Here is a 25,872-nt window from a genome sequence, read left to right on the forward strand (position 1 = left end):
GACACTAATGCTGTACCCGGAACTCTTCAGACAACTCGAATCCGTCCGTTGGGACATGGACAAGGATATTCCGTGGCAGTCTTTCGATGCGACCCGGCTCTCCGAGGAGCAGGCCAAGACCATCAAGATGAACGCGATCACGGAATGGGCGGCCCTGCCCGCCACCGAAATGTTCCTGCGCGACAACCGCCATGACAGCGATTTTTCCGCGTTCATGTCGATCTGGTTCTTCGAGGAGCAGAAGCACTCCCTGGTGCTGATGGAATACCTCAAGCGCTTCAGCCCGGAGCACGCGCCGACCGAGCAGGAGCTGCACGAAGTGCGCTTCGACTTCGATCCCGCGCCGCCGCTCGAAACCCTGATGCTGCACTTCTGCGGCGAGATCCGCCTCAACCACTGGTACCGCCGTGCGGCCGAGTGGCATACCGAGCCGGTGATCAAGCACATCTACACCACGCTCAGCCAGGACGAAGCCCGCCACGGCGGTGCCTACCTGCGCTACATGAAGCGCGCGATGGAAAAGTTCGGCGACGAAGCCCGCTCGGCCTTCACGAAGGTCGGCGTGCTGATGGCGAGCGCGCGCCGCACCGCACAGGCGCTGCATCCGACCAACCTGCACGTCAACAAGGCGCTGTTCCCGAACGACACCATCCAGAGCCGCGTGCCCGATCCGGACTGGCTGGAGCACTGGCTGGACAAGCAGATCAAGTTCGACTCCGTCTGGGAAAACAAGGTCGGCGATCGCATCCTGCACAACCTGAGCCTCCTGATGAACAGGAGCTTCAAGACCGTGCAGGAGCTGAACCGCTATCGCAAGGAACTGGCGGCTTCCCTGGGGCCCAGGCCCGAATACCAAGGCGCTTGAATAGGCTCGCCCCCAGGCTTCGCGCACTTCGTGTCGCTTCGCCTGCCCCCTGGCCGGGGGCAACACCGGCGGCCCGGCGGAGCCGGTTCCGTGGTGTTTCTGGAATGGGGGGCGCCGTTCGCGAGTGAACGACCTAGCGGCGTTCGACGATGACGGGCGTCAGTTGAAGGCCGTTGCGGACTTGCTCTGCCGTGTTGCGCGCCAGTTCGCGTGACGCGTAGGGGCCGGCTTGCAGGCGGTGCGTGCCGCGCTCGGTAAATACATTCAGGGACGGCGCCAGGGCGGGTAGGTCGCGTGCCACTTGCTGCTGGAACCTGGAGGCGCCATCGCGTTGGCTGAACGCGCCGAGTTGAACCCAGAATCCCGACTGCGCGGCGGATGCGATGCCTTCGGACGATGGCTGTGGTGAAGCGCCTGGTGGCGGCGCTGCCGGCGCCGCGAGCGGTGCCATCGGCGGGAGTGCGACGACTTCCATCGTCTCGATGCGCGGAACCGCCGCGACCGGGGCGGTCCAGGCGGCGGGGACGGAGACGCTGTCCGCGGCTGAGGCCGGTGGGACGGGGGCTGCGGATGCGGCAGGCTGCGTACGCTGCGCCAGTTGCGTCGCATCCACGTTGCCGCGTCGCCATGCGCCGGTGCGGATGTCCTCGTTGGTGATGCGTTCGATCTCGACCGGCGCGACGCCTCGCAACAGGTCCAGCTTGAGCGCCGCGGTGTAGCTCAGGTCGATCACGCGATCGTCGTGGAAAGGGCCTCGGTCGTTGACCCGGACGATCACCTCGCGCCCGTTGGCCGGATTGCGCACGCGCACATAGCTCGGCAGCGGCAAAGTCTTGTGGGCGGCCGTCATTGCATACATGTCGTAGGGCTCGCCGCTCGCGGTGGACTGGCTGTGGAACTTGCGGCCGTACCAGGACGCGAGGCCGCCTTCGCGAAAAGGCCGGTCGTCGACGATCGGCACATAGGACTTGCCGAGCACGACGTAGGGCTTGCTCGTGCCTCCGCTGCTGCGAATCGACTCGACGCGCGGCTCGGCATCCGGCACCTGGCTGAGGCCCGAAGGCGGATTGGCGTCGGCACCGTCGCGGCCACCCCGCGGACCGCTCGCACAGCCTGCCAGGAAAAGGAGCGTCGCACCCGCGATGCACGCGAGGGCGCGTTGCGAAGACAGGCCCCGCTTAGCCAAACACCGCCTTCCACAAAGCCAGCATGGCCTCGCGCTCGGCCACGAGCGAGTCCATGGGCACCTGCGTGGGCTCTTCGTTGAGCCGCGCGCGGTGCTGGACGCGCCGCAGCTCGCGATAGGCCGATGCCGCGTTCTGGCCGATGCCCTCGGGCAGCAGGCGTGCGGCCTCCGCACGCAGCAGCAGGGCGATGTTGCCGACATTGGGTATCAGTTCCGGATGCGTCTTCGCCTCCGACAGCACGAGGAACTGCACGGCGAACTCCGCATCGACCATGCCGCCTGCACTGTGCTTGACGTCGAAGCGTTCGGGCTTGACCGGCCGTGCGGCGCGCACCTTCTCGCGCATCGCGACGATCTCGGCCTTGAGCGCCTCGCGATCCCGCGGCGCGGTGATCACCGCGTCGCGAATGCGGTCGAAGCGATCGCCCAGCGACGCATCGCCCAGCACGAAACGCGCGCGGGTCATGGCCTGGTGCTCCCAGGTCCATGCCGTGTTGCTGCCGCGGCCGAGCTGGTATTTCTCGTAGGCCTCGAAGCTGGTCGTGAGCAGGCCCGAGTTGCCGTTGGGGCGCAGCGCGGTGTCGATCTCGAACAGGTCGCCTTCGCGTGTCTTCACCGTGAGCCAGTTGATCAGCTTGCGCACGTAGGCAGCGTAGACCTCGCCGGCGCGCTCGTCGTCGTCGTCGTACACGAACACGATGTCGAGGTCGCTGCCGTAACCGAGCTCTTTGCCGCCGAGCTTGCCATAGCCGATGATCGCGAACTGCGGCTGCTCCCGATGCGGGTTGCGCAGGTGCGGCCAGCACCAGCGCGCCGTGACGCGCAGCACCGAATCGGCCAGGGCGCTCAGGTCGTCGGCCACCTGCTCGACGGTGATGCGGCCGTCGACGTCGCGCGCCAGCGTGCGGAAGAGTTCCGCATGGTGCGCGTGGCGCAGCAGGTTGAGCAGGCGCTCTTCATCGGCCTCGCCGGTGCGAGTCAGCGAGACATGGCGGCTTTCGAGTTCGTTTTCGAACTCGGCCGCGACGAAGCGGCCGGACAGCATCTCGTCGCTGGCCAACTCGTCGATGACGCCCGGATGCTGCATGAGGTAGCGCGCGGGCCACTTGGCGGAGCCCAGCAGGCGCAGCAGCCGCTCCTGCACCGCCGGCCGCTCGACCAGCAATGCGATGTAGCTGTCGCGGCGCAGCAGGGGCTCGATCCAGTCGGCCCAGCGCAGCGCGGCGTCGACATGGTGGCCGACCTTGCCCGGCGCTTCGCTGTCGGGTTCGCGCAGCCACTGGCCGGTGCGCAGCACCAGTTGGCGCAGGCGCGCGCGCGTTTCGTCGCGCAGGGCCAGCACGCGCGGGTTGTCGCACCAGGCCTTGATGCGTTCGGCGAAGGGTTCCGGCAGTTCCTCGATCAGGTCGGCCAGATCGATCACCGGCGCGGCCGGGGACTTGCCGTTGCAATTCGTGCAGGGCTTCTTGCCGCCGAGCAGCTTGTCGAACTCCTGTGCCACGAATTCGCGATGCGCATCGAGCTGCGCCAGGAAGGCGCAGCAGTCGGCGAAGCCCATCGACTGCGAGATCCAGCGCACGTCGTCGTCGTTGACGGGCAGCACGTGGGTCTGCTGGTCGTCCAGGTACTGGATGCGGTGCTCCACGCGGCGCAGGAATTCATAGGCCGCGGCCAAGGCATCCGCCGTTTCCTGCGGCATGAGGTTGGCGCGGGCGAGCCGCTGCAACGCATCGAGCGTAGGGCGCGTGCGCAGCTCCGGAAACTGCCCGCCTCGCACCACCTGCAGCAACTGCACGGTGAACTCGATCTCCCGGATGCCACCGCGCGAGAGCTTGACGTCGTTCGCGCGCTCGGGCCGGCCCGCGCTGCGGCGCGCCGCCTGCTCGCGGATCTGGCGATGCAGCGTGCGCAGCGAATCGAACACGTTGTAGTCGAGGTAGCGCCGGAAGACGAAGGGCAGCACCACGCCACGCAGCGCCTGCGCCGAGCGGTCGGCCACGACGGAAGAGGGCGCGACGACGCGGCTCTTGAGCCAGGCGAAACGCTCCCACTCCCGGCCCTGCACCTGGAAATACTCTTCCAGCGCATCGAGCGAAACCACGCTCGGCCCGGAATTGCCGTTGGGCCGCAGTGCCAGGTCCACGCGGAACACGAAGCCGTGCTCGGTGGTGTCGCCCACCAGCGCGTAGATGCGCTTGACTGCGCGCGCGAAGAATTCCTGGTTGGACAGCCGCGCACGCCCATCGCCATCGCCCGCGGTTTCGCCGTCGTGGTCGTACAGGTAGATGAGATCGATGTCGCTCGATACATTGAGCTCGCGCGCACCGAGCTTGCCCATGCCCACGACCCAGAGTTGCGCGCGCTGGCCCTGCTCGCCGAGCGGAGCGCCATGCACGGCCTCGAGTTCGGCGCATGCCTCGCGGCATGCGACGTCGAGCGCGAATTCGGCGAGCTCGGTCACGGCCGTGGTCACGACGGCCAGCGGTGCCTGCGCATCGCAATCGAGCGTGATGAGCCGCTCCATCACGAGCTGCCGCACGGTGCGCAGCGCATCCGCCACATTGTCCCCGCGCGTGCGAAGGGCATCGTAGGCTTCGGCCATGTGCGCCTTCACCGGTTCACCCGGTGGCAGCAAAGACAATTCGCCCGCATAGCGACGCCTGAGGCGCTGCATGAAGCGCGAATAGGCCGATAGCGGCGTGGGCAAGTTGGATGCCGGTGACAACCGATGCGCCGTGGCGCTGGCGTCGGTGGAACCCGTATGGGAGCTGGCGGTCATAATTCCTGCCACAGCGCGATCCTCAATGAACGACACGACGTCTTCCCCTTCACGTCTGCTCAAGATCACCGCTGTGACGGCGCGCTGGTTGTTGGGTTTGCTGCTCGGTGCATGGCTCCTGCTGGCGCTGTCAGTCCTAGTCCTACACATTTGGATTGTGCCGCGAATCGGCGAGTACCGCGTCGCGCTGGAAGCGCAGGCCTCTCGCGCCATCGGCGTACCGGTCCTGATCGGGTCGATCACGGCCCGGTCCGGCAGCTTCTTTCCCACCGTCGAACTGCGCGACGTCGTGCTGCAGGACGCCGGCAAGCAGGCGGCGCTGCGGCTCGAGCGGGTCGTCGCCAGCGTCTCGCCCCGATCGCTGTGGAAGCTGAGCTTCGAGCAACTCTATATAGAGGGGCCCCAGGTCGAGGTGCGGCGCGATGCGCTCGGCAAGCTCCATGTGGCGGGGCTCGACATGTCCACCGACACCACCGGCGGAGGCGACGGCGCCGACTGGTTCTTCGCCCAGCGCGAAGTGGTCGTCGAGGGCGGCACGGTGCGCTGGACCGATGACCTTCGCAAGACGACCCCCTTGCTGCTGACCAATGTGCAGTTCGTCGCCCGCAACGGCAGCCGGAGCCACGCGATGCGGCTCGACGCCACGCCGCCGGCCGGGTGGGGCGAGCGCTTCACCTTGCGCGGCAAGTTCCGCCAACCGCTGCTGTCGGTGCGCAGCGGCAACTGGCGCACGTGGGACGGCCAGCTGTACGCCGACCTGCCGTACATCGACGTCACGCGGCTCGGCCGCTACGTGGATCTGGACGCGCGGATTCGCGAAGGCAGCGGCGGCATGCGCATCTGGGCCGATATCGACGACGGCAGGCTGACGGGCGGGGTGGTGGACCTGGCCTTGTCGAAGATCGACGCTTCGCTGGCGAAGGGGCTGCAGCCGCTGGTCCTGCGCGGCGTCACCGGGCGGCTCGCCGGGAAGATGACGGACCAGACCCTGGAGTTCTCGACGACCAAGCTGCAGTTCGACACCTCCGATGGCATGCGCTGGCCTGGCGGCAACCTGTGGTTCCAGCACACGCCCGCCAAGGAGCGCGTGCCCGAACGCGGCGCGGTGCGCGCGGACCGGCTCGATCTCGCCGCGATCGCGCTGATCGCCGACCGCCTGCCGCTCGGCGACGCCACGCGCAAGCTCATCGAGTCCTACGAGCCGCACGGACTGGTCGAACACATCGACGCGAGCTGGCAAGGCTCCCCCGGCGCGCCCGACAAGTACCAGCTCCGCGGCCGCATGAGCAATTTCGGCATCGCCTCGCAGCGCGGCGAGCATGTCGCAGCCCCGCCGCCCGTGGCCGAAGCGCCCGCCGCGGGCCGGGGGGGCCCGCGCCCGGCCGCGCCGCCGGAGCCACCGCCCGTGCCGGTGGGAACCCCCGGCGTGCGCGGCGCCACCATCGACTTCGAAGCGAACCAGGCCGGCGGCAGCGCGTCCTTGTCCATCGCAAAGGGGGCGCTGGACCTGCCTGGCGTGTTCGAGGAGCCCGTGGTTCCGATCGACCAGCTCTCCACGCAGCTCCAGTGGAAGCTCGACGGCGAGGCGGCGCAACTCCAGGTCTCGAACCTGCGCTTTTCCAACGCCGATGCCGAGGGTGAGGCACAGGCCAGCTGGCGCACGAGCGACCCGGCCGTGTCGCGCAGCGCTTCGCGCCATCCGGGCGTGCTCGACCTCCAGGGCAAGCTCATGCGTGCCGACGGAACACGCGTGTACCGCTACCTGCCGTTGAGCATCCCCAAGCACACCCGCGACTACGTGCACGATGCAGTCACCAAGGGCACGGCGAGCAGCGTCGACTTCAAGGTCAAGGGCGATCTGCACGACATGCCCTTCATGGACCCGAAGCATGGCGACTTCCGCATCGCCGCGCGGGTCGCCGACGTCACCTTTGCCTATGTGCCTCCCACGCTCGGCAACAAGGTGGCATGGCCAGCGCTGAACGGCCTCTCCGGCGAGCTCGTCTTCGAGCGCGCCGGCATGCTGGTGCGCAATGCGCGCGGCCGCATCGTCGGCGCGCCGGGCATCGAGGTGACGAAGGCCGAGGCGCAGATCGCCGACATGTCGCACCACGCGCCGCTGCTCAAGGTCGACGCCCAGGCCAAGGGGCCGCTCAACGAACTGCTCCACGCCGGCGCGCCGCTGACGGGCGAGGCCGAATCCACCCTCGCGGCCATGCGCGCGACCGGCAATGCCGACTACAAGCTCCGGCTCGAACTCCCGCTCTCGTCCCTGGAAAAATCCAAGGTGCAGGCCAGCGTGGCACTGTCCGACAACGAGGTCCAGCTCTCGCCGCAGGCGCCGACGCTCTCGCAGGCCAAGGGCACGTTGAGCTTCACGGAAAGCGGCTTCTCGCTCGCGGGCGTCCAGGCCCGTGCGCTGGGCGGCGCGATGCGCGTCGAAGGCAGCGGCCGCTTCGGCAGCGCCGCGCAGGACCTGAACTTCCGCGTCCAGGGCACGGCCACCGCCGACGGCCTGCGCGCCGTGCGTGAAGTCGACTGGCTTTCCCGACTTGCCGGCAAGGCGACCGGCAGCACGCCCTACGCGCTCAACTTCTCGGTGCGCGACGGTGCGACCGAGTTCCTGGTCACCAGCACCCTGCAAGGGCTCGCGCTGGAACTGCCCGCGCCGCTGGCCAAGACTGCCGACGAATCGATGCCGCTGCGTGTCGAGAAGAAGCTGGTGCAGCGCGAGGCACGGCCGGGGTCGGCGCCCTCGCTGCTCCACGACCAGATCTCGCTCGATCTCGGCCGCGTCGCGTCGGTGGTCTATGTGCGCGACATCTCAGGCGCCGAAGCGCGCGTGCTGCGCGGCGGCATAGGCATCGGCCTGGCGGCCGGGGAATCCGCGGCACCGCCGGAGCGCGGCGTGTTCGCGAACCTGCGGTTCACGCGGCTCGACGTGGGTGCGTGGCAGTCGACTTTCGGCTCGGCGACCCGCAAGGCGCCGGAGACAGCCGCCGCAACGGATGGCGCGATCGACGTGCTTTCCTACCTCCCCACCATCATCGCAGTGCGCGCGCAGGAACTCGTGCTGGGCGGCCGCACCCTGCACAACGTGGTGCTCGGCGGCACGCGCGAGGGCCAGCTCTGGCGCGCCAACGTCGACGCCACCGAACTCAGCGGCTACGCGGAATACCGGCATGACCAGGCGGGGCGTCTCTACGCCCGGCTTGCGCGGCTCAAGATCGCACGCAGCGAGGCGACGGCGGTCGAATCGCTGCTGGACGAGCAGCCCAGCACCCTGCCCGCGCTCGACATCGCCATCGACGACTTCGAGCTGTTCGGGCATCGTCTCGGGCGCGCCGAGATCGATGCGGTCAATCGCGGCGGCGCCGGTCGCGAATGGCGGCTCAACCGGCTGGCCTTCATCAATCCGGACGCGACCTTCACTGCGCAGGGCACCTGGGCCGCGCCGCCCGGCAGCACCCCGGTGGCGGGACGCGACCAGCGTCGCACCAGCATGGATTTCAAGCTCGAGATCGCCGACGCGGGCGCGCTGCTCACGCGCTTCGGCATGAAGGACGTGGTGCGGCGCGGCCGCGGCCGGCTCGAAGGCGACGTGCAGTGGACCGGATCGCCCTTCTCCCTCGACTACCCGAGCTTGGGCGGACAACTGCAGATCAACATCGAATCGGGGCAGTTCCTCAAGGCCGACCCGGGCATGGCCAAGCTGCTCGGCGTGCTCAGCCTCCAGGCCCTGCCGCGGCGGCTCACGCTGGACTTCCGCGACATCTTCAGCCAGGGCTTCGCCTTCGACTTCCTGCGTGGCGACGTCAAGATCGACCAGGGCGTGGCGACCACCAACAACCTGCAGATGAAGGGCGTGAACGCCGCCGTGCTGATGGACGGCTCGGCGGACCTCGCGCGCGAGACGCAGAATATCCGCGTCGTCGTGGTGCCCGAGATCAGCGCCGGCACGGCCGCACTGGTCGCGACGGCGATCAACCCGGCCATCGGCATCGGCGCCTTCCTCGCGCAGATGGTGCTGAGCCGGCCGCTGATCGCCGCCGCCACGCAGGAATTCCAGATCGACGGCACCTGGACCGACCCGAAGATCACCAAGGTCGCGCGACGGTCGACGCCGCCCGAGGCGCTGGGCACGCCGCCGGCCGTGCCCACCTTGCGCTAGAACAATCACAAGCACGAAGACAAGGAGATTCGCCATGAGAGTCGCAGCGATCCAGATGGTGTCGGCCATTGCGCGCGAGGCCAACCTGGCGCGCGCCCACGCGCTGCTGGCCGAGGCCGCGTCGGCAGGGGCCGAACTTGCCGTGCTTCCTGAGTACTTCTGCATGATGGGCGCGCGGGACACCGACAAGCTCTCGCTGCGCGAGACCGCTGGCGCGGGCTCGGTGCAGAGCTTCCTGGCCGATGCGGCGCGCGAGTTCGGGCTGTGGATCGTCGGCGGCACCTTGCCGCTGGAGACGGACGACGACAACCACGTCTTCAACAGCTCGCTGGTCTATGCGCCGGACGGCGCCTGCATCGCGCGCTACGACAAGATCCACCTGTTCTTCTTCGACAACGGCCGCGAGCGCTACGACGAGCGCCGCATGATCGCGCCCGGGTCGCAGCCCGTGTGCTTCGACCTGCCGTCGCGCGACGGTCACCGCTGGCGCGTGGGCATGAGCGTGTGCTACGACCTGCGTTTTCCGGAACTCTATCGCGCGCTGGCGCGGCAGGGCGCCGAGTTGATGCTCGTGCCCAGCGCCTTCACGCGCACCACCGGCGCCGCGCACTGGGAAGTGCTGCTGCGCGCGCGTGCGATCGAGAACCTCGCCTGGGTCGTCGCGCCCGCGCAGGGCGGCTCGCACGAGAACGGGCGCCACACCTGGGGCCAGTCGATGGTGGTCGATCCCTGGGGCACGGTGGTGGCGCAACAGGCCGTCGATGAAGCCATCGTGCTGTTCGATATCGATGCGCAGCAGGTCGAGCGTGCGCGTGCGCAACTGCCGGCGCTTTCCCATTGCGTGCTCTGACGCCGGTGTCCTCGCCTCCGCTGCCTGTCGCCCGCGTTCTCCGTCCCGCGTTCGCGCGGCTGCGCTTCCTGCGCTCCGTGTGGCGGCGCTGGTTCCTGTGGGTGCTGCTGGCCGTGCTCGTGCTGGTGCTGCTCGTCACCGTCGTGTGGCTGGCCGGGCGGCACGAGGTCGAGCAGACCCAGAACGTGCTCGACCGCGACACCGCCGATGCGGTGTCCGACCTGCGCGTCGGCCTGCAGCGCAATGCGCAGACGCTGCGCGCATCGCTTGGCGAGGGCGTGGACCGCGAGCGGTGGGAAACCCGCGCAGCCGACCTGCTGCGCGAGCACCGCGAATGGCTGAGGCTCGAATGGCGCGATGCGGCCCTGCAAGTGCGCGGTGCAGTCGATACGCCCTACCGCAGGCACGCGTTCGAGGACACCCGCCGAGGCGCCGACCAGCCCGACGTGCTGCTCGCCTGCGCTGCCGCGCGCAAGCTGGGAGCGCCGGCCTATTCGCCCAGCCACTACGTCCCGTTCTCCCAGGGCACCGGCTTCGAAGTGATGGAACTGTGTCTGCCGGTGGAAGGCGGCGCCTACCTCGTCGCGTCCTATTCGCTACGCGACACGCTGATCGAACTCGTGGCGCCCACGCTCAGCCGCGGGCAGGAAGTGGCCTTCACCGAAGTCGACGGCACGCGGCTCGTGGCCATCGGGGCGCCGCGCCGCGTGGGCACGCGCGTGTTCACGGCCCAGCAACTCATCGACCTGCCGGGCGCGCCCATGATGCTGCGCGTCGACGGCTGGCGAGCGGTGCCCGATCTCTTCCCGAACATGCTGACCGCGCTGGTCACGGCGATCTCGATCGCGCTGGTGTCGGTGCTGGTGCTGCTCGCCCGCGACACGCGAAAGCGACAGCGCGCCGAACGCGACCTGGCCGATGCGCTGGCCTTCCGCAAGGCCATGGAAGACTCCGTCATCACGGGGCTGCGCGCGCGCGATCTGCAGGGCCGCATCACCTACGTGAACCCCGCGTTCTGCGAGATGGTGGGCTTCGGCGCCGACGAGCTCATGTCCACCGATGGCGAGGCGCCCTACTGGCCGACCGAGCTCGCGCACGAATACCAGCGCCGGCAAGCCGTGCGCCTGGCCGGCGCGGTGCCGCCGCGCGAAGGCTTCGAGTCGGTCTTCATGCGCAAGGACGGCACCCGTTTTCCGGTGTTGATCTTCGAGGCGCCGCTGATCAATGCGCACGGTTCCCAGACCGGCTGGATGAGCGCCTTCATCGACATCAGCGAGCAGCGCCGCATCGAGGAACTCTCGCGCGCCAGCCAGGAGCGCCTGCAGGCCAGCGCGCGGCTCGCGACGGTCGGCGAAATGGCATCGCTCCTCAGCCACGAGCTCACGCAGCCGCTGGCCGCGATCGCCAGCTATGCGAGCGGTTCGCTCAACCTGCTCGGGGCCGACCGTTCGCAGCAGCGCAGCCGCGATCATGACGAGGTCGCGATGGCGGTGCGCCGCATCGCGGAGCAGGCCGACCGTGCCGGCCAGGTGATCCGCAGCGTGCATGACTTCGTGCGCCGGCGCGACCGCACGCGCGAGGCCGTCGCGCCGCATGCGTTGATCGATGCGGTGCTGCCCCTGGTGCGCCTGCAGGCGCGCAAGCTCGGCGTTCGCGTCGAAGTGGCGCTCGAAGAGCGGCTGCCTGCCGTCTTCTGCGACCGTACGCTGGTCGAGCAGGTGCTGCTCAACCTTGCGCGCAATGGCATGCAGGCGATGGACATGCCCGAACTGACGGACCGCGTGCTGCGCCTGAAGGTCGTGCGCGCCGGAAGCGTCGGGCGGGATGGCGACGGCGCCACAGCCGCCGATGCGCGCCGATGGTTGGAGTTTTCCGTCGCGGATGTCGGTTGCGGCATCAGCCCGGAGGTCGCCGAACGTCTCTTCACCCCCTTCTTCACCACGCGGCCCGACGGAATGGGCCTCGGTCTGAGCCTGTGCCGCACGGTGGTCGAACAGCACGGCGGCGTGCTGATGTTCGAGCCACAGCGGCCGTGCGGCACGATCTTTCGTTTCACCCTACCAGTAACATGACGGCCGGCGAGCCACAAGATGCAACCATTGATAGACGCGCTGATTTTCATTGTCGACGACGACGCCAGTGTTCGCGAAGCGCTTGCGTGGCTGCTGCGGTCGCGGCGGCTGGTGAGCGAGAACTTTGGGAGCGCCGAGGCGTTCGAGGCGCGGCTGGCGGATGAACCGTTGCGCGATCAGCCGCATTGCCTGCTGCTCGACGTGCGCATGCCGGGAACCAGCGGGCTGGTGCTGTTCGATCGACTCCAGGAGCGCGGGTTGCTGGAGACGATGCCGGTGATCTTCCTGACCGGTCATGCCGATGTGCCGACCGCCGTCGATGCGGTGAAGCGCGGCGCCTTCGACTTCTGCGAGAAGCCGTTTTCCGACAACGCATTGGTGGACCGCATCGAGCATGCGCTCGGGGCTTCATTGCGCGCGATCGAGGCGCAGCGCACGCGGCAACTGCTCAAGCACCGCATCGATGAGTTGACGGAGCGCGAGCGCGATGTGATGCGCTGCGTGGTCGAAGGGCTGCCCAACAAGCTGATTGCCGAGCAACTCGCGATCAGCGTACGCACGGTGGAGGTTCACCGTGCGCGTGTGTTCGAGAAGATGGAAGTCAAGTCGGCCGTCGAACTGGCCAACCTCCTTCGGGGCATGTGAACCCGCGGCGTTGAGCGCACAGAGGAACGCGCTCCGCCGCCTCATGCGAAGCGCAACGCACGCCCTGCTTCCCCCCAAGGGCAGACCAGGCAGCACCAGTGCGCCAAGCCTGCGGGCAAGTTCAATCTCAGGCCGGCGAACGCTCGCCGACGAAGATTTCGACGCGCCGGTTCTGCGCACGCCCCGCATCCGTGTTGTTATCCGCAATCGGTTCCCGCGACCCACGCCCTTCAATACGGAATGCAGTCGGCGACACGCCACGCGCCACCAGATAGTCACGCGTCGCCGCAGCACGCTCCACCGACAGCGGGTTGTTGATCGCATCGGTGCCGGTGCTGTCCGTGTGGCCAATGATGCGCACGTCGGCATTCGGGATGTTGCGCAGGCCGCTCGCGAACTGGTCGAGGATCGGCGAGAAGTTCGGCTTGATCGCGGCGCGGCCCACGTCGAAGCTGATGTCGCTCGGGATCGCGAGCTTCAGTTCGTTGTTCGGGGTCTGGGTCACGGCGACACCGGTGCCCTTGGTGGCGGCCTCCATCTGACGCTTCTGGTTCTCCATGCGCTGGGACCACAGGTAGCCGCCCGCCGCACCAGCCAATGCACCGATCGCCGCACCCGTGCCGGCCTTGCCGCCGGCCACGCCGCCGATCGCCGCGCCAGCCAGTGCGCCACCGCCGGCGCCGATGGCCGTGTTGCGTTGCGTGTCGGTCATGCCGCCCGCGCAGCCCGAAAGCACGATCGCTGCAGCACACGTGGCGAGTACGAATTTTTTCATGTCAGTCCCTTTCGACTATGCAAAACAAAAGAGCGCCGATTATCCCGAGCGAGCAAGGCGAATTGCCTCGATCCGGGGTTTCCGCATGTAACGTTCGATTTCGGCGCTACGCTCGGAAGGCGTGTGAAATCTCACACTGCTGCTATGAAATCGATAGCTCGCAAGTTATTGGCCGACATGTCGACGCGGTACCGGGCTACGCGAATTCAATCGCGCCGCCGCGGTTCCCTGGATGCCGTCTCGTCGTCTTCGGCATCGTCCTCTTCCTGCAACTCGCCGCGCTTGCGGCCGGAAAACATGGTCCACCAGATGATCAGGACGAACACGATTCCCGCGCCGAGTGCTTCAAGCAAAATCAGACCCATGAACAAAGGACTCCAGTGGCTGGTTGGGCTCGCGATCGTAGCAACGCTCGCCGCCTGCTCCACCGGCACACGGCAGCCCGACCTGCCTGCCACCGCGCCGACGGCACCGGGCACCAGCCCTTCACGCGACCTGGGTCCGCTGACCGGCTCGCTCGCGCATCCCAAGAGCCGCTGGGTGCCGGTCGCATGGTCCGAACTGCCGGGCTTCAACGACGACGCGTTGCATGAAGGCTGGGTCGCGATGTTGTCGAACTGCACGCGCCCCAATGCCGCTTTCGCTCCGCTGTGCCGCGAAGTGCGCCAGCTCTCGCTCGCGGAGACCGCAGAGCAGCGCGATTGGATGATGCAGCGCCTGCAGCCGTATCGGGTCGAGTCGCACACGGGGCCGACCGACGGCAAGCTCACCAGCTACTACGAGCCGGTGTTCGACGCGACGCGGCGGCCGACCGCGACGAACACGGTGCCGCTGTACCAGGCGCCCGTGGGTCTGGTGCCGAAGCGCCCGTGGTTCACGCGGCAGGAGATCGACACGCTCCCGCAAGCGCAGGCCGCGTTGCGTGGACGCGAGATCGCGTGGCTCGCCGACCCCATCGATGCGCTCATGCTGCACATCCAGGGCTCCGGGCGCCTGCGCATCACCGAGCCCGACGGCTCGCAGCGCATGGTGCGCGTGGCCTTCGCCGCGACCAACGAGCAGCCCTATCGCAGCGTGCAGCAGTGGTTGATCAGCCAGGGTGCGACCAAGGTCAGCCTGTGGCCCGACGACACCAAGCAGTGGGTGGCGCAGAACCCGCAGCGGCTGCAGCCGCTGCTGTGGAGCAATCCGCGCTACGTGTTCTTTCGCGAGGAACCCTTGAGCGAGGTCGACGCATCTTCCGGGCCGGTCGGTGCGCAGGGCGTGCCGCTCACCGCGGGCCGCTCGATCGCGGTGGACCGCGACAGCATTCCCTACGGCACGCCGGTGTGGCTCGCCTCGCCGGGCCCCACTGCGTCGCTCGCCAAGCTGGTGGTGGCGCAGGACACGGGCAGCGCCATCGTCGGGGCGGTGCGGGCCGACTACTTCGCGGGCACGGGCGCCGATGCGGGCCGCTTCGCGGCGCGCATGAACCAGCCGCTGCGGTTGTGGGCTCTCTGGCCTAAGTAGGCTCGCCCCCCAGCCTCGCCCACTTCGTGTGGCTCGGGCGCCCCGCTGCCGGGGGGCAACACCGGCAGACCGGCGGAGCCGGATCTGCGGTGTTTCGCGTGGGGCCGGGCTTCGCCGGCCCTTGCCGTTAGAGGCCGATGATACCGCCGTCGTTCTTGGTGATCATCACCGTCGCTGAACGGGGGCGTGCGGTGCTGCCGCCTGCGCCGTAAGCCGTCACGCCGGCACCGTTGCCGGGCCAGTGGCTTTCGTACTTCGTCGGGTCGGCGATGTTGGCGGCGGCGGTGTTCTCGCCTGGATGCTGGATGTTGATGAACAGCGCCTTGCCGTCAGGGGATTCGGCGAGGCCGGTCACTTCCGAGCCCAGCGGTGCGGTGAGGAAGCGCTTGAAGATCGTGTCGTTCATCTTCTTGCCCGCATAGGTGCTCACGGTCACCGGGCCGGTGCCAGCCGCGCCGGGCTTGCCGTTGGCCTGGTTGACCACGTCGATCTTGCCGCCGTCGCCGTACTCGCCCGGGATCGCCGCCAGCAGCATGCAGTTGGTGACGTCGGTGTAGGCGTTGTCGTCGGTCTCGATCCAGAGGATGCCGCTCGCGCGCGAGAACCAGCAGCCGTCGGGCTTGGAGAAGTCGTTGAAGTCCGAGAGGCCCGACAGGTTCACGTTCTTCTGGTAGTTCACGTCGTCGAGGCCAGCATCGGCCTTGGCCTGGCTGCCGAACAGGAAGATGTCCCAGTTGAAGGTGGTGGCCGATGCGTCGTTGCCGGTTTCGCGGATGCGCATGACCTGCCCGTTGACGTCGCCCTTCAGGGTCGATGCAGCGGCGTTCTGCGTCGAGACGCCCTTGTTGTCGAGCCAGTAGCGCGGGAAGGCCGGGTCCACGTCGGGATTCGGCACGTTGTTGCTGCTGGTCGTACCGACGGCGCCGCGGTCCGGGTTCTCGGTCATCGTGATGTAGATCTCGCCGTTCTTCGGGTTCACGGCGGTCCACTCGGGTCGGTCGCACTTGGTGGCGCCAACGGCATCGGCGGCGAGCCGTGCATTGACGAGCACGTCGGCGAGGTCGGCGAAGGCGTACGCGCTGTTGCCCGAGATGGCGGTGTTGCTCAGGTCGAGCGGGAGCCAGGTGCCCGAGCCGTCCGCATTGAACTTCGCCGCGTAGAGCGTGCCTTCGTCGAGGTACTTGCTGCCGGTGGCGAGGCGGTCCGCAGGATTCGCGTCCGCTGCGCTCCATACGGCCTTGGACACATATTTATAGACGTACTCGCTGCGCGAATCGTCCCCCATGTAGAAGGCCAGGGGCTTGCCGACCACCGGGTTGCTCGGCCATGCGCCTTCGTGCGCGAAGCGGCCGAGCGCGGTGTGCTTGACCGGGGTCGATGCCGGGTTGTACGGGTCGATCTCCACGACCCAGCCGAAGGTGTTGGCAGTGTTGCGGAAGTCGTCCGTGCCGTCCGCCGATGTGCCGATGCTGCTCGCGTCCCAGCGTGCGTACTCGGTGCTGGTGCTGTCGGCCGGCACGACGGTGGCCCAGCGCTGACCACCGGGGGCGTTTTGCGCGAGGCCGATGCGCTTGAAGGCGACCAGTTCCTTGGCGCTGCGCTTCGCGTCATCGGCCGAGCCGCGGCGGAAGAAGCCTGCGAAGTTCTCCTCGCAGGTGAGGTAGGTGCCCCAGGGCGTGTAGCCCGACGCGCAATTGCCGATCATTCCGCGCGTGGTCGTGCCGGCGGGCGAGTAGGCCGTCTTGAGCAGCGCCGAGCCGCGCGCCGGGCCGCCGAAGTCCATCGGCGTGCGCGGCGTGACCCGGCGGTTGAAGGTCGAGTTCCTGACGATCGCGAACTTGCCGCCCGACTTGGCGATCTCCACCACCGACGCGCCGTGCGCTTCCACTTCCTTCAGCGCTTCGGCTTCGGGACGCGGGCCGGCCGTCGAGCCGATGTTGGTCTGCCCGTTCGGATGCATGAACATCACGGTGCCGTTGATGGCTTCGTGGTTGATGCACATCAGCGCGCGTTCGGTGCTGGAGAGGGACGGCTTGCTGTCGGGGGTCAGGCCGAAGTAATGCATGCCGTCGTGCTGGTCGCCGCTGCGGCGGCCGAAGGTGTCGTCGGTGCCGTCGTTCTTGTAGTCGGTGATGGCGGGATCGATCGAGTCGCCCGTCGCGTAGATCACCGTGGCGGTGTAGCCGGCCGGCACGGTGATGCGGTCCGCGAGGTCCTTGCCCACGGCGGAGAAGCCGAGCTTGGGTTCGGCCCCAGGCGCCGGTGCCGGAGCCGGGGCGGGAGCCGGCGCTGGTGCGGGAGCAGGCGGCGTGACGGGAAAGTTTCCGTCGCTTCCGCCGCCGCAGGCACTCAGCGCCAGCGGGCCGAGCGTCGCGGCCGTCAGCGCGCCGACGCCGCCGCGCAGCAGATGGCGGCGGTGCATGCGCGAGGCGATGACTTCGTGGAGGCTGGTGTTGGAGGAGGGGTTGTTGTCCAGGTCGTCCGGATCGATGAACTCGTTCGGAGCGGGAGGCGTGGGCAGGTTTTTCATCGTGATGGCTTGGCTATCGGGAGCCCGACCTTAGCGATGCAAGATGAAACTTTTGTTGCAGAGCCCTCGCTCGCTCGACCGACTGCTACGGCCCCGGCAGTGTCCCGTGGGCTGCTGCCAGGTCGCGCCGGACAATCTCGCGCACCATCGCCGTGAACTGCCTGGACAGCAGGTTGCGCACGCGTCGTTGAGCAGCTCCTCGACCAGTCCGGGCCGCCGGGTCACGCGGTCCAGGAAACGCGTGAGCCGCGGGTGGTAGGCCCGGTAGAGCTGCTCGAATGCCCGCAGCTCGCCATGGGCGGTCCGGTCGACCAGATGCGCCTCGGCGCGTTCGGCCAAGGGCAGTCCCGCTTCCTGCGTCCGTAAGGTGTCGCGGGGCATGCTCGGCATGGGAGGCTCGTGCATTGGGGGGCGTCCAGTCGACTGTACTCCGGGCTACTGGACGGTTCATGCCCGAAAACGGGCGATCGGTTCAATGGGCGCGGCTGCGCCCACAGCCATCGGCCCCGCTACTTGAGGTAGGACCTCAAGGCGGCGACCACGGCATCGACATCTTCGGCCCGCCGCGCCTCGCTGGCTTCCGGCGCTCCGAGGTGCTCGCGGATGTGGCCTTCGAGCACCTCCGCCATCAGTCCGTTGACCGCGCCCCGGATGGCGGCGATCTGCTGGAGGATGGCGAGGCAGTCCGATTCCTCGCCGAGCGCCCGCTCCAGCGCTTCCGCCTGCCCCTTGATGCGGCGGACCCTCGCCAGCAGCGGCTTCCTGCCATGAATCGTATGTGCCATGAAGGGCATTCTAGGCTCGGGCGACATACTGGGGTACAGTATCCAGACCATGCCGCAGACGATCATTCATCCTCACGCAGCACCCGCGCCATGGCAGCACTCGCACGTCTTCGACGAGGGCAATCCCCTCGCCGAACGCAATACGCGCTGGGCCGTCGCACTCACCGCCGTGATGATGGTCGTCGAGATCGCCGGCGGCTGGTACTTCAATTCCATGGCGCTGCTGGCCGATGGATGGCACATGAGCTCGCACGCGCTGGCGCTGGGCCTGTCCGTCGTCGCGTACGTTGCGGCCCGCCGGTTCGCGCATGACGGCCGCTTCGCCTTCGGGACATGGAAGATGGAGGTGCTCGGCGGGTACACGAGCGCGGTCCTCCTGATGCTCGTGGCGGGTCTGATGGCCTTTCAATCCGTCGAGCGCCTGCTGTCGCCGACGGCCATCCACTACAGCGAAGCCCTCGTCATCGGCGCGGTCGGGCTCGGGGTCAACCTGGCGTGCGCCTGGCTGCTGCGAGGCGGCCATGAGCACGGCCATGAACACGGCCATGGCCACCACGGTCACGGCCATGGCGGCGACGAGCATGCGCACCACGACCTGAACCTTCGCGCGGCCTACATGCATGTGCTGGCCGATGCCGCTACATCGGTTCTGGCACTGGCCGCCCTGGCGGCCGGCAAGCTCTGGGGCGCCGCGTGGCTCGACCCGGCGATGGGCATCGTCGGCGCGGGGCTCGTGGCGATGTGGGCGCTCGGCCTTCTGCGCGATTCCGGCCGGGTCCTCCTGGATGCCGAGATGGACGCGCCGGTGGTGGCCGAGATCCGGGAGGTCATCGACGCCAGCCCCATCAAGGCATCCATCTGCGACCTGCATGTCTGGCGTGTCGGCAAGGGCAAGTACGCCTGCATCGTTTCGTTGGCAACCCACGCCGCCGTCGAGCCGGACTACTTCAAGCGGCAGCTCGGCATCCACGAAGAGCTGGTCCATATTTCGGTGGAAGTGAACCGACTTCCCGTCGCCGTCCCCTGAGCGACGTTTCCGCGCGGTGGGCGACGCCCCATGTGGCAGGATTCGAGCAGGCGCGGTCCTCGCGCATGCCTCGACACACCTCCCCGCTTGCCATGACCTCGCAGTCCTTGTCCTCAAGGCCCTCGTCCCGCGCCAATGGGCGCGCCATTGCCACGATGATCGGCGCCATGGGCTGCTTCGTGCTCAACGACGCGCTGGTCAAGCACGTCAGCCAGTCGATGCCTTCGGCGCAACTCATCTTTCTGCGCGGGCTGATGGCGTCGGCGCTCGTGCTGCTGGTCGCGCACCGGCTGGGCGCACTGCGGCAGGCGAGCGCGGTGCTGCATCCGCGGGTGGCGCTGCGTGGCGCCGTCGACGCCTGCGCGACCATGATGTACCTGCTGGCGCTGTTCCACTTGCCGATCGCCAATGCCACGGCCATCAACCTCGCCGCGCCGCTGTTCATGACCGTGTTCGCGGTGCTCTTCATGGGCGAGCGTGCCGGGCTGGCGCGCTGGTCCGCGGTGGTGCTGGGCTTCGCGGGTGTGCTGTGCGTGGTGCAGCCGAGCGCGGAAGGGCTCAACGCGTGGGCCCTGCTGTGCCTGCTCGGCACGCTGTTCCATGCCGCGCGCGACCTGATGACGCGGCGCATCGATCCGGCCATCCCGTCGATCATCATCACCCTGGCCACGGCCCTGGCCGTCACGCTGCTGTCCGGTTGCGTGACGCTGCTGAGCGGCTGGCAGGCGTTTGCGCTCGCCGACCTGGCCTTGCTGGGGGTGGCGGCCGCCTTCCTGGCGTCAGGCTATTTCCTGCTGGTGCAATGCATGCGCGCCGGCGAGGTGTCGCTCACCGCGCCCTTCCGCTACACGGCGGTGCTCTTTGCCATGGTGCTGGGCTATGCCGTATGGAACGAGATCCCCACCGGATGGGCCTGGATCGGCATTGCGCTGCTCGTCGGGTCCGGGCTCTACATGCTGCACAGCGAGCGCGGACGCACCCGCGCTGCCGCGTTGGACGCCCAGCCGGAATGAAGGGCGCGCCATTCGAAGCTGCAGCAAACCTTGAACATCCCGGAACTACCCATGGTCACCTGCTACCTGCGCTATGTCATCGATCCGTTCAAGCTCAAGGAATTCGAGCACTACGGAAAGATGTGGATCCCTCTCGTCGAAAAGTTCGGAGGGCAGCACCATGGCTACTTCCTGCCATCGGAAGGTGCGAACAACATCGCGCTTGCCTTGTTCACGTTCCCGAGTCTTGCGTCGTACGAGGAATATCGCGCGTCGTCTGCGAACGACGCAGAGTGCCAGGCGGCGTTCAAGTACGCGGAGGACACCCGTTGCATCTTCAGCTACGAACGCAGCTTCTTCCGGCCTGTTTTCCGGTGACGCTTCCAGCCCGTCAATAGCCCGAACCGGCTGCAGTGCCGGCTACCTACGGCGTAGACCAAACGCCAGATCGAACGGCGCTGTCCAAAGCCGCGAGCACCGAATGCCTGGGGCTTGATTCCGGCCTCGCGGAGGACTAGGAAAGCACCCCGCACTTCGACGCCGGCCGCCGCTGCGCGGACGAAATGAAAACTTTGGACCCAAGTCCGCCGTGGGCCCAGGCACTCGCGTAACAAGCGCTCACGCCTCTTGCGATCTGCGTCTGCAACGCATCACAGGCTTCCGTCGTATTTCGCACGCCGCAGCGAATGCTCACACTGTCTCCCCGCTCGACAGGAGGAGACATGCATCGAGCCGACGCGTCGCCGACTGCGTGGATCCACTTCTTCGATCCGCTGCCCGCGGCTGTGCGCGACGCGGTGCTGGCCGTCCTGCATCGGTCGGGACTGCGGACGATGCCGATGCCGGCCGACGCGCAGGACTACGGGCTGATGGTGCTGTGCGCGGTCGACGAGCGGATTCTCGACGCGTTGCGCCAGGCCAGCCGCCGCGCAGTGGTGCTGGTGCTGGTGGTCGCGCCTTGCAGGCTGTCGGGCGCCGAGGCCTGGTCCCTGTTGCGCGCTGGCGCGGCCGACGTGATGCGGTGGGTCCCTTTGCCGGACGATGCCGCGCAGGTGTGCGCCCGGCTGACGCGGCTGCGCACGGTGCAGGCGCTGATCGACAGCCCGCGCGTGCGCGACGTGCTGGTCGGCGACAGCCCGGCCTGGCGGGCGCTGGTGCGGCAGGTAGTGGAGGTGGCGGTGTTCTCCCAGGGGCCGGTGCTGATCACCGGCGAGAGCGGCACCGGCAAGGAGCTGATCGCGCGCCTGATCCACGACCTCGACCACCGCGACGACAAGGGTGCGATGGTGATCGTCGACTGCACCACCATCACGCCGGAGCTCTCCGGCAGCGAATTCTTCGGCCACGAGCGCGGCGCCTTCACGGGCGCCATGAACCCGCGGGAAGGCGCCTTCGCGCTGGCCCATCGCGGCACGCTGTTCCTCGACGAGATCGGCGAACTGCCGCCGCCGCTGCAGGCCCAGCTGCTGCGGGTGGTGCAGGAAGGCAAGTACAAGCGGGTCGGCAGCAACGCCTGGCAGCACACGGAATTCCGGCTGGTGTCGGCAACGCATCGCGACCTCGATGCGGGCGTGGCCGACGGCACTTTCCGCGCCGACCTCTACTACCGCATCGCCGGATCGATCTGCCGCACGCCGCGACTGGCCGAGCGCAAGGAGGACGTGCTGGCGCTGGCGGCGCACTTCCAGGCCGGCTTCGAGGGCGACGAGGGCGGCGACGGCTTCGACGAGCCGGTCTGCCAGTACCTGCGCGCGCGCGACTACCCGGGCAACGTGCGCGAGCTGCGGCGGGTGGTGTCGTGGCTGTGCCACCGGCATGCGGGTGGCGGGCCCATCACCATCGGCGACGTGCCGGAAGACGAGCGGCCGGAAACAGCCGAGCCCTCGCGCGACGCGCTGCAGGGCTGCTTCGAGCGCGCGGCGCGCGATGCGATCGATCTCGGCCTCGGCCTCAAGGAGATCGGCCAGACCGCGACCGACTGCGCGATCCGGCTGGCCATCGAGCGCGAGCAGGGCAACCTGCACCGGGCCGCGCAGCGGCTCGGCGTCACCGACCGTGCGCTGCAGTTGCGGCGGGCGCAGCAGCGCCCCTTGCATTGAGGCCCAGCAGCCGCGACAGGTTGCCGCCCAGCACCAGCGCCTCGTCCTCGGGCGTCAACTGCAGCAGGCGAATCTTCTCGAGCTCCAGGCCCGGATGCAGCCACGGGCCGTCGGAGCCGAACAGGATCTTGTGCGCGCCGGCCCGGCGCACCGCCTGCAGCAACAGGTCGAAGCGCCGGATGCCCGCGGTGTCGGCATAGACATTCGGATGGCGCTCCAGATGATCGATGAGCGCGAGCTGGGCCCGCCAGTCGTCCGCGAAGCTGCCCAAGTGCGGAATGATGAAGACGACGTCCGGGTACTGCTGCGCCAGCAACTCGACCACCCAGGACTCGCCGACAAGGTCGTAGAGCACCGGCAGCCGCAGCCGGCGCGCGGCGTCGCAGATCTCGCGGTTGATGGCGGCGTCGTGCCGGTGCACCTTGATGCCCGCGAAGCCGTAGCGCTGCACGGCGGTGGTCAGCATCGGCAGGATCCGGCCGCGGTCGCGCTCCGCGTGCACCATGGCGAAGCCGATGAATCGCTCGGGCTTCGCGGCGACGATGCGCGACAGTGCGAGGTTGGCCTGCGCGTAGTCCGAATGAAAGGCCGGCAGCAGCACGCTGCGCCCGATGCCGGCGCGGGCCGCGCGACGCAGGTAGGCGTCGAGCGGCGCGTCGGTATCCCAGGGCCCGGTCAGGCCGTCACCCTGGCCGGCATGGCAGTGGCAGTCGATGCGGAGCATGGGCGGTCGCGCTCGATACGGATCAGGGCATGCATTGCGCGCGCTGCAGGTTGGCCTGCGCGTCACGCTGCAGCGCCGCCAGGTCCTTTGCCGCGTACTTGGCGGCCAGCGCCCGGCGACGCGTCGGCGAAGACTGGCCTGCGCCGACGGTGGGCGACGCACCGGTCGCCTTGAAATTGCTGTTGCGGAAGCTGTCCAGTCGGCGCCGCGCCTGCGGCCGGCCCTGCCGGTTGCGCGGGCAGGCGGGCAGCGCAGCGCCGACCGCCGGCGGCGGCGACACCGGCCGCGGCCGGTACACATGCATGAAGATCTCCTGCGCCTTCACGAAGGTGCGCAAGGCGCGGGTCCACAGCGCCCGCTCGATGCCCGAGTCGATGCACAGGAAGGCGAACTCCGCGAACAGGAAGAAGAAGTCGCCGTTCGGCTCGCCGACACCTGCAGTGCGGTCCGCGGCGATCGGGCTGCGCAACTGGCCGTTGGCGAAACGCTCGAAGCAGGTCTGGAAGGCGCCGAACTCGATGCCGCCGCGGCCGTCCTCGAAATACTCCCGGAAGAGCGCCAGTTGCCCCGCCGACAGCCGCAGCGCGCTGTTGCGCAGTCCGCCCGGCGGCAGCGCCTTGGGCGGTGGCACGCGACCCGCCAGCGCTTCGCTGGCGCGCAGGTTGCGGCGCGCCAGCAGCTCGGGTACCAGCGCGCCGACGTCGGCGCTGCGCTGCGCCTTCTGCGCCGCGTTGAGGTTGGGGTACGCGGGAATGCCGAACTTCGGGTCGCCCGGAAGGAAGCGCAGGTCGTACTGCGCGAAGAAGGCATTGCAGCCGGTGCCGAGGAAGACCTCCACGCGCCGGTTCATGGCGCGGCCGTCGGCCGTCGCATTGGACACCTTGGGCCTCGACTCGCCGAGCGTCTGGGGCACGATCGAGAGCGCGCCGGCGGGCACCGGGCCGAGCGCGGCAAGGGCCGCGCGCAGCTTGGCCTCGACCGCCTTCGCGCGGCGTTCGGCGAGGCCGAGGTTGTAGTTGTCCTTGCCGGTGGGGTCGGTGTGGCCGACCAGTCGCACGGTCCGGATCGGATCGCCCGAGACCCGACTCGCGACGATCAGCCGCGCGATGCGGTCGATGATCGCGTCGTGCACCGCGGGCACGGCCGGGCCGTCGAAGGCGAAGCGGTCGAGCACCACGAAGGGCCGGTCGCGGATCGTCAGCGTCGGCAGCACCACCGTCGGCGCCGGCTTCTTCTTTTTCGCCGGCCCCGATTCGACCTCGAACGCGAATTCCGCCTCGCCGGCGGGCGCGAGCATCTCGAACATGGCTTCATCGTTCATGGTGTGTCTCCTCGCACCCGGTGTTCAGGTGCCGGTGGTGGACCAGTGCCAGGGCTCCTTCGCGTAGTTCTTCAATCCGAAGCGCGCCGCGTTGCGCTGCAGCCAGCCGAAGCCGGGCGTGTCCTTGAATTGCCCGGCCATCTGCGAGCCGTACTTGAAGTCGATCGCCAGTCCGCGCTCGTGCATCGAAGTGCCGGGCCTGGCGGTCGGCGGCGTGCACTGGCTCGGCGACTTGTCGTAGATGTCGTAGTGCGTGGTGCCGCAGTTCTTCTTGCGCACCGCGATCTGCTCGTCGGGCGAGCGGAAGCCGCTGCCGCCGAGCGGCACGCCGTCGGCCTGGGCGGCGGCCAGCAGGGCGTCGACCTGCGGCGCGATCTGGCGCGCCACCAGGATGCCCCGCACGTTGACGATGTCGGGGGCGCCCGGGGGCGGTTTGGCCGGCGTCGCGGGTGCGGAGGGCACCGGCGGGCGCGGCGTCGCGCGCACCAGGCGGTCGCGGATCGATACCCACTCGGAGGCCAGCGCAGTGAAGCCCGCCTCGCTGCTGCGCAGCGGCGCCCCATTGCGCTCCGGATGGCGGGAGAAGAACACCAGGTCGGTCAAGGTGTTCTCGTCGCGGAAGCCCGCGTCGGCGGCGCGCTGGATCGCCAGCGGCTCGTTCCGCGCGCTCAGTGCATCCATCACCGGCTTCGGAAAGCCGACGAAGCTGAATTCCTCCTCGAACTCGGCCGAGCGGCCGGCGAGCGTCGGGATCGGGCGGTACATGGCGGTCTCCGGCTGCGGCGCACGTCAGGTACCGAAAAGCACGATTTGGCGGCCGCGGCGCTGCCAGCGGCCGGACAGTGCGCGGCCGTACCCGGCGGCTTCGCCTTCGTACTCGAACTCGCCGCCGTAGCCGCCCTCGTCTTCGCCCTCTCCCTCTCCCTCATATTCGTACTCGGCCTCTGCCTGGGCTTCGCTCATCAGCTCGGCCTCGTTGGCCGCGAAGCTCGGCACGTGGGCGCGGGCGGCAGCCAGCAGCGCCTGGCGCACCGCCGCTTCGGGCGGCGTGCCGGGCGCCGCGGCGCTGGCCTGCTGCGCCGCGCTGGCGGCGACCCGCACGAAGCGCCGCGCGATCTCGAACTCGGCTTCCTCGGCCTCCATCTCGCCGAATTCCATCTCCAGCGCCTTGCTCACCGCGCTGCCGAGCGCACTGCCGATCGCGGTCCCGACGCCCGGGATCGGGATGAAGGAGCCGAGCGCACCGCCGACCAGCGGCAGGGCCTTCTTCGCCAGCCCCTTGAGCGCCCCGCCCAGCGGCTTGAGCACCTTGCTGCCGACGAAGGAGCCGACTTTCTTGAGGCCGCGGCCGATGCCCTTGAAGAGCTTGCCGAGGAATTGCTCCCACTCGGCTTCGTTCGAGACGGAGAGCAGTTCCATCGCGAGTTCGACCTCCTCGGATTCGCTGATCGGCGGGCTGGCCGGCAGGCCGCGCTGGCGGCGCGACTGGCACGTATGACAGGGGCAGGAAGGCGTGTGCATGGTGGTCTCCTTGGATTCATG

At 68.6% G+C, this 25,872-nt stretch carries 21 protein-coding genes; 10 read left to right on the forward strand and 11 right to left on the reverse strand.

Features of this window, described 5'->3' with window-relative positions; translation table 11 throughout:
* Positions 1-7: 7 nt before the first annotated feature.
* Positions 8-865, forward strand: coding sequence for a ferritin family protein (locus QTH97_RS13980; RefSeq protein ID WP_286568807.1), 858 nt, complete (start codon positions 8-10; stop codon positions 863-865).
* A gap of 133 nt (positions 866-998) precedes the next feature.
* Here the strand turns inward: QTH97_RS13980 and QTH97_RS13985 are convergent, their stop codons facing one another.
* Together QTH97_RS13985 and glnE are read right to left on the reverse strand one after the other, a co-directional pair.
* Positions 999-2,051 (reverse strand): septal ring lytic transglycosylase RlpA family protein, encoded by a 1,053-nt coding sequence (locus QTH97_RS13985; RefSeq protein ID WP_286568808.1) that lies wholly within the window; start codon positions 2,049-2,051, stop codon positions 999-1,001.
* Positions 2,044-4,830, reverse strand: a complete 2,787-nt coding sequence (gene glnE, locus QTH97_RS13990) for a bifunctional [glutamate--ammonia ligase]-adenylyl-L-tyrosine phosphorylase/[glutamate--ammonia-ligase] adenylyltransferase (protein ID WP_286568809.1) — start codon at positions 4,828-4,830, stop codon at positions 2,044-2,046. The genes QTH97_RS13985 and glnE overlap by 8 nt, the downstream gene beginning before the upstream one ends.
* Before the next feature lie 25 nt (positions 4,831-4,855).
* On the opposite strand from glnE, the gene QTH97_RS13995 reads away from it, so the two are divergent.
* Genes QTH97_RS13995 through QTH97_RS14010 form a run of 4 tightly spaced genes read left to right on the forward strand, consistent with a single transcriptional unit; the run spans position 4,856 to position 12,568 of the window.
* Entirely contained in the window at positions 4,856-9,001 is a 4,146-nt protein-coding gene (locus QTH97_RS13995) for a YhdP family protein (RefSeq protein ID WP_286568810.1), read from the forward strand.
* A 34-nt stretch (positions 9,002-9,035) separates the two neighbouring features.
* Positions 9,036-9,851, forward strand: coding sequence for a carbon-nitrogen hydrolase family protein (locus QTH97_RS14000; RefSeq protein ID WP_286568811.1), 816 nt, complete (start codon positions 9,036-9,038; stop codon positions 9,849-9,851).
* The gene (locus QTH97_RS14005; protein WP_444813435.1) at positions 9,839-11,923 is read left to right on the forward strand and encodes a two-component system sensor histidine kinase NtrB; all 2,085 of its coding nucleotides are present in this window, start codon (positions 9,839-9,841) and stop codon (positions 11,921-11,923) included. The genes QTH97_RS14000 and QTH97_RS14005 overlap by 13 nt, the downstream gene beginning before the upstream one ends.
* Before the next feature lie 18 nt (positions 11,924-11,941).
* Positions 11,942-12,568 carry a response regulator transcription factor gene (locus tag QTH97_RS14010; protein WP_286568813.1) on the forward strand — a complete coding sequence of 209 codons (627 nt, stop codon included), beginning with the start codon at positions 11,942-11,944 and terminating at the stop codon, positions 12,566-12,568.
* A 127-nt stretch (positions 12,569-12,695) separates the two neighbouring features.
* On the opposite strand, the gene QTH97_RS14015 is transcribed toward QTH97_RS14010, so the two are convergent.
* Both QTH97_RS14015 and QTH97_RS14020 read right to left on the reverse strand, forming a co-directional pair.
* Positions 12,696-13,343 carry a YiaD family glycine zipper/OmpA-like lipoprotein gene (locus QTH97_RS14015; protein ID WP_286568814.1) on the reverse strand — a complete coding sequence of 216 codons (648 nt, stop codon included), beginning with the start codon at positions 13,341-13,343 and terminating at the stop codon, positions 12,696-12,698.
* A 206-nt stretch (positions 13,344-13,549) separates the two neighbouring features.
* Positions 13,550-13,714: a hypothetical protein gene (locus tag QTH97_RS14020; RefSeq protein ID WP_286569113.1), complete on the reverse strand. Its 165-nt coding sequence runs from the start codon at positions 13,712-13,714 to the stop codon at positions 13,550-13,552.
* Between QTH97_RS14020 and mltA the strand changes: the two genes are divergently transcribed.
* Positions 13,707-14,852 carry a murein transglycosylase A gene (mltA, locus tag QTH97_RS14025; protein WP_286568815.1) on the forward strand — a complete coding sequence of 382 codons (1,146 nt, stop codon included), beginning with the start codon at positions 13,707-13,709 and terminating at the stop codon, positions 14,850-14,852. The genes QTH97_RS14020 and mltA overlap by 8 nt on opposite strands.
* Positions 14,853-14,979: 127 nt before the next feature.
* Here mltA and QTH97_RS14030 read toward each other — a convergent pair whose 3' ends face one another.
* The 3 genes from QTH97_RS14030 to QTH97_RS14040 all read right to left on the reverse strand — a co-directional run bounded on the left by QTH97_RS14030 (position 14,980) and on the right by QTH97_RS14040 (position 18,167).
* Positions 14,980-17,382: a PhoX family protein gene (locus QTH97_RS14030; protein ID WP_286568816.1), complete on the reverse strand. Its 2,403-nt coding sequence runs from the start codon at positions 17,380-17,382 to the stop codon at positions 14,980-14,982.
* 30 nt (positions 17,383-17,412) lie between these two features.
* A complete protein-coding gene (locus QTH97_RS14035) occupies positions 17,413-17,772 on the reverse strand; it encodes an RNA polymerase sigma factor (protein ID WP_286568818.1) in 360 nt (119 codons plus the stop codon).
* 119 nt (positions 17,773-17,891) lie between these two features.
* On the reverse strand, positions 17,892-18,167 hold the full coding sequence (locus QTH97_RS14040; RefSeq protein ID WP_286568819.1) for a metal/formaldehyde-sensitive transcriptional repressor: 276 nt from the start codon (positions 18,165-18,167) through the stop codon (positions 17,892-17,894).
* Positions 18,168-18,216: 49 nt separating this feature from the next.
* Here QTH97_RS14040 and dmeF point away from each other — a divergent pair, with 49 nt between their 5' ends.
* The 4 genes from dmeF (at position 18,217) to QTH97_RS14060 (ending at position 22,285) form a co-directional block, all read left to right on the forward strand.
* Positions 18,217-19,194, forward strand: a complete 978-nt coding sequence (gene dmeF, locus QTH97_RS14045; RefSeq protein WP_286569102.1) for a CDF family Co(II)/Ni(II) efflux transporter DmeF — start codon at positions 18,217-18,219, stop codon at positions 19,192-19,194.
* A gap of 92 nt (positions 19,195-19,286) precedes the next feature.
* Positions 19,287-20,207 carry a DMT family transporter gene (locus tag QTH97_RS14050; RefSeq protein WP_286568821.1) on the forward strand — a complete coding sequence of 307 codons (921 nt, stop codon included), beginning with the start codon at positions 19,287-19,289 and terminating at the stop codon, positions 20,205-20,207.
* Positions 20,208-20,258: 51 nt separating this feature from the next.
* Complete coding sequence (locus QTH97_RS14055; RefSeq protein ID WP_286568822.1) at positions 20,259-20,564, forward strand: NIPSNAP family protein; 306 nt, start codon at positions 20,259-20,261, stop codon at positions 20,562-20,564.
* A 344-nt stretch (positions 20,565-20,908) separates the two neighbouring features.
* A complete protein-coding gene (locus QTH97_RS14060; RefSeq protein ID WP_286568823.1) occupies positions 20,909-22,285 on the forward strand; it encodes a sigma-54-dependent transcriptional regulator in 1,377 nt (458 codons plus the stop codon).
* Here QTH97_RS14060 and QTH97_RS14065 read toward each other — a convergent pair.
* Genes QTH97_RS14065 through QTH97_RS14080 form a run of 4 tightly spaced genes read right to left on the reverse strand, consistent with a single transcriptional unit; the run spans position 22,233 to position 25,851 of the window.
* Positions 22,233-23,009 carry an amidohydrolase family protein gene (locus QTH97_RS14065; RefSeq protein WP_286568824.1) on the reverse strand — a complete coding sequence of 259 codons (777 nt, stop codon included), beginning with the start codon at positions 23,007-23,009 and terminating at the stop codon, positions 22,233-22,235. The genes QTH97_RS14060 and QTH97_RS14065 overlap by 53 nt on opposite strands.
* A gap of 22 nt (positions 23,010-23,031) precedes the next feature.
* Positions 23,032-24,330, reverse strand: a complete 1,299-nt coding sequence (locus QTH97_RS14070; RefSeq protein WP_286568825.1) for an OmpA family protein — start codon at positions 24,328-24,330, stop codon at positions 23,032-23,034.
* Positions 24,331-24,354: 24 nt separating this feature from the next.
* The gene (locus tag QTH97_RS14075; protein ID WP_286568826.1) at positions 24,355-25,095 is read right to left on the reverse strand and encodes a M15 family metallopeptidase; all 741 of its coding nucleotides are present in this window, start codon (positions 25,093-25,095) and stop codon (positions 24,355-24,357) included.
* Between the two features lie 24 nt (positions 25,096-25,119).
* Positions 25,120-25,851, reverse strand: a complete 732-nt coding sequence (locus tag QTH97_RS14080; RefSeq protein WP_286568827.1) for a hypothetical protein — start codon at positions 25,849-25,851, stop codon at positions 25,120-25,122.
* Positions 25,852-25,872: the final 21 nt, after the last annotated feature.

It is taken from the genome of Variovorax gracilis, assembly GCF_030317115.1.
Classification (GTDB): Bacteria; Pseudomonadota; Gammaproteobacteria; order Burkholderiales; family Burkholderiaceae_C; genus Variovorax; species Variovorax gracilis.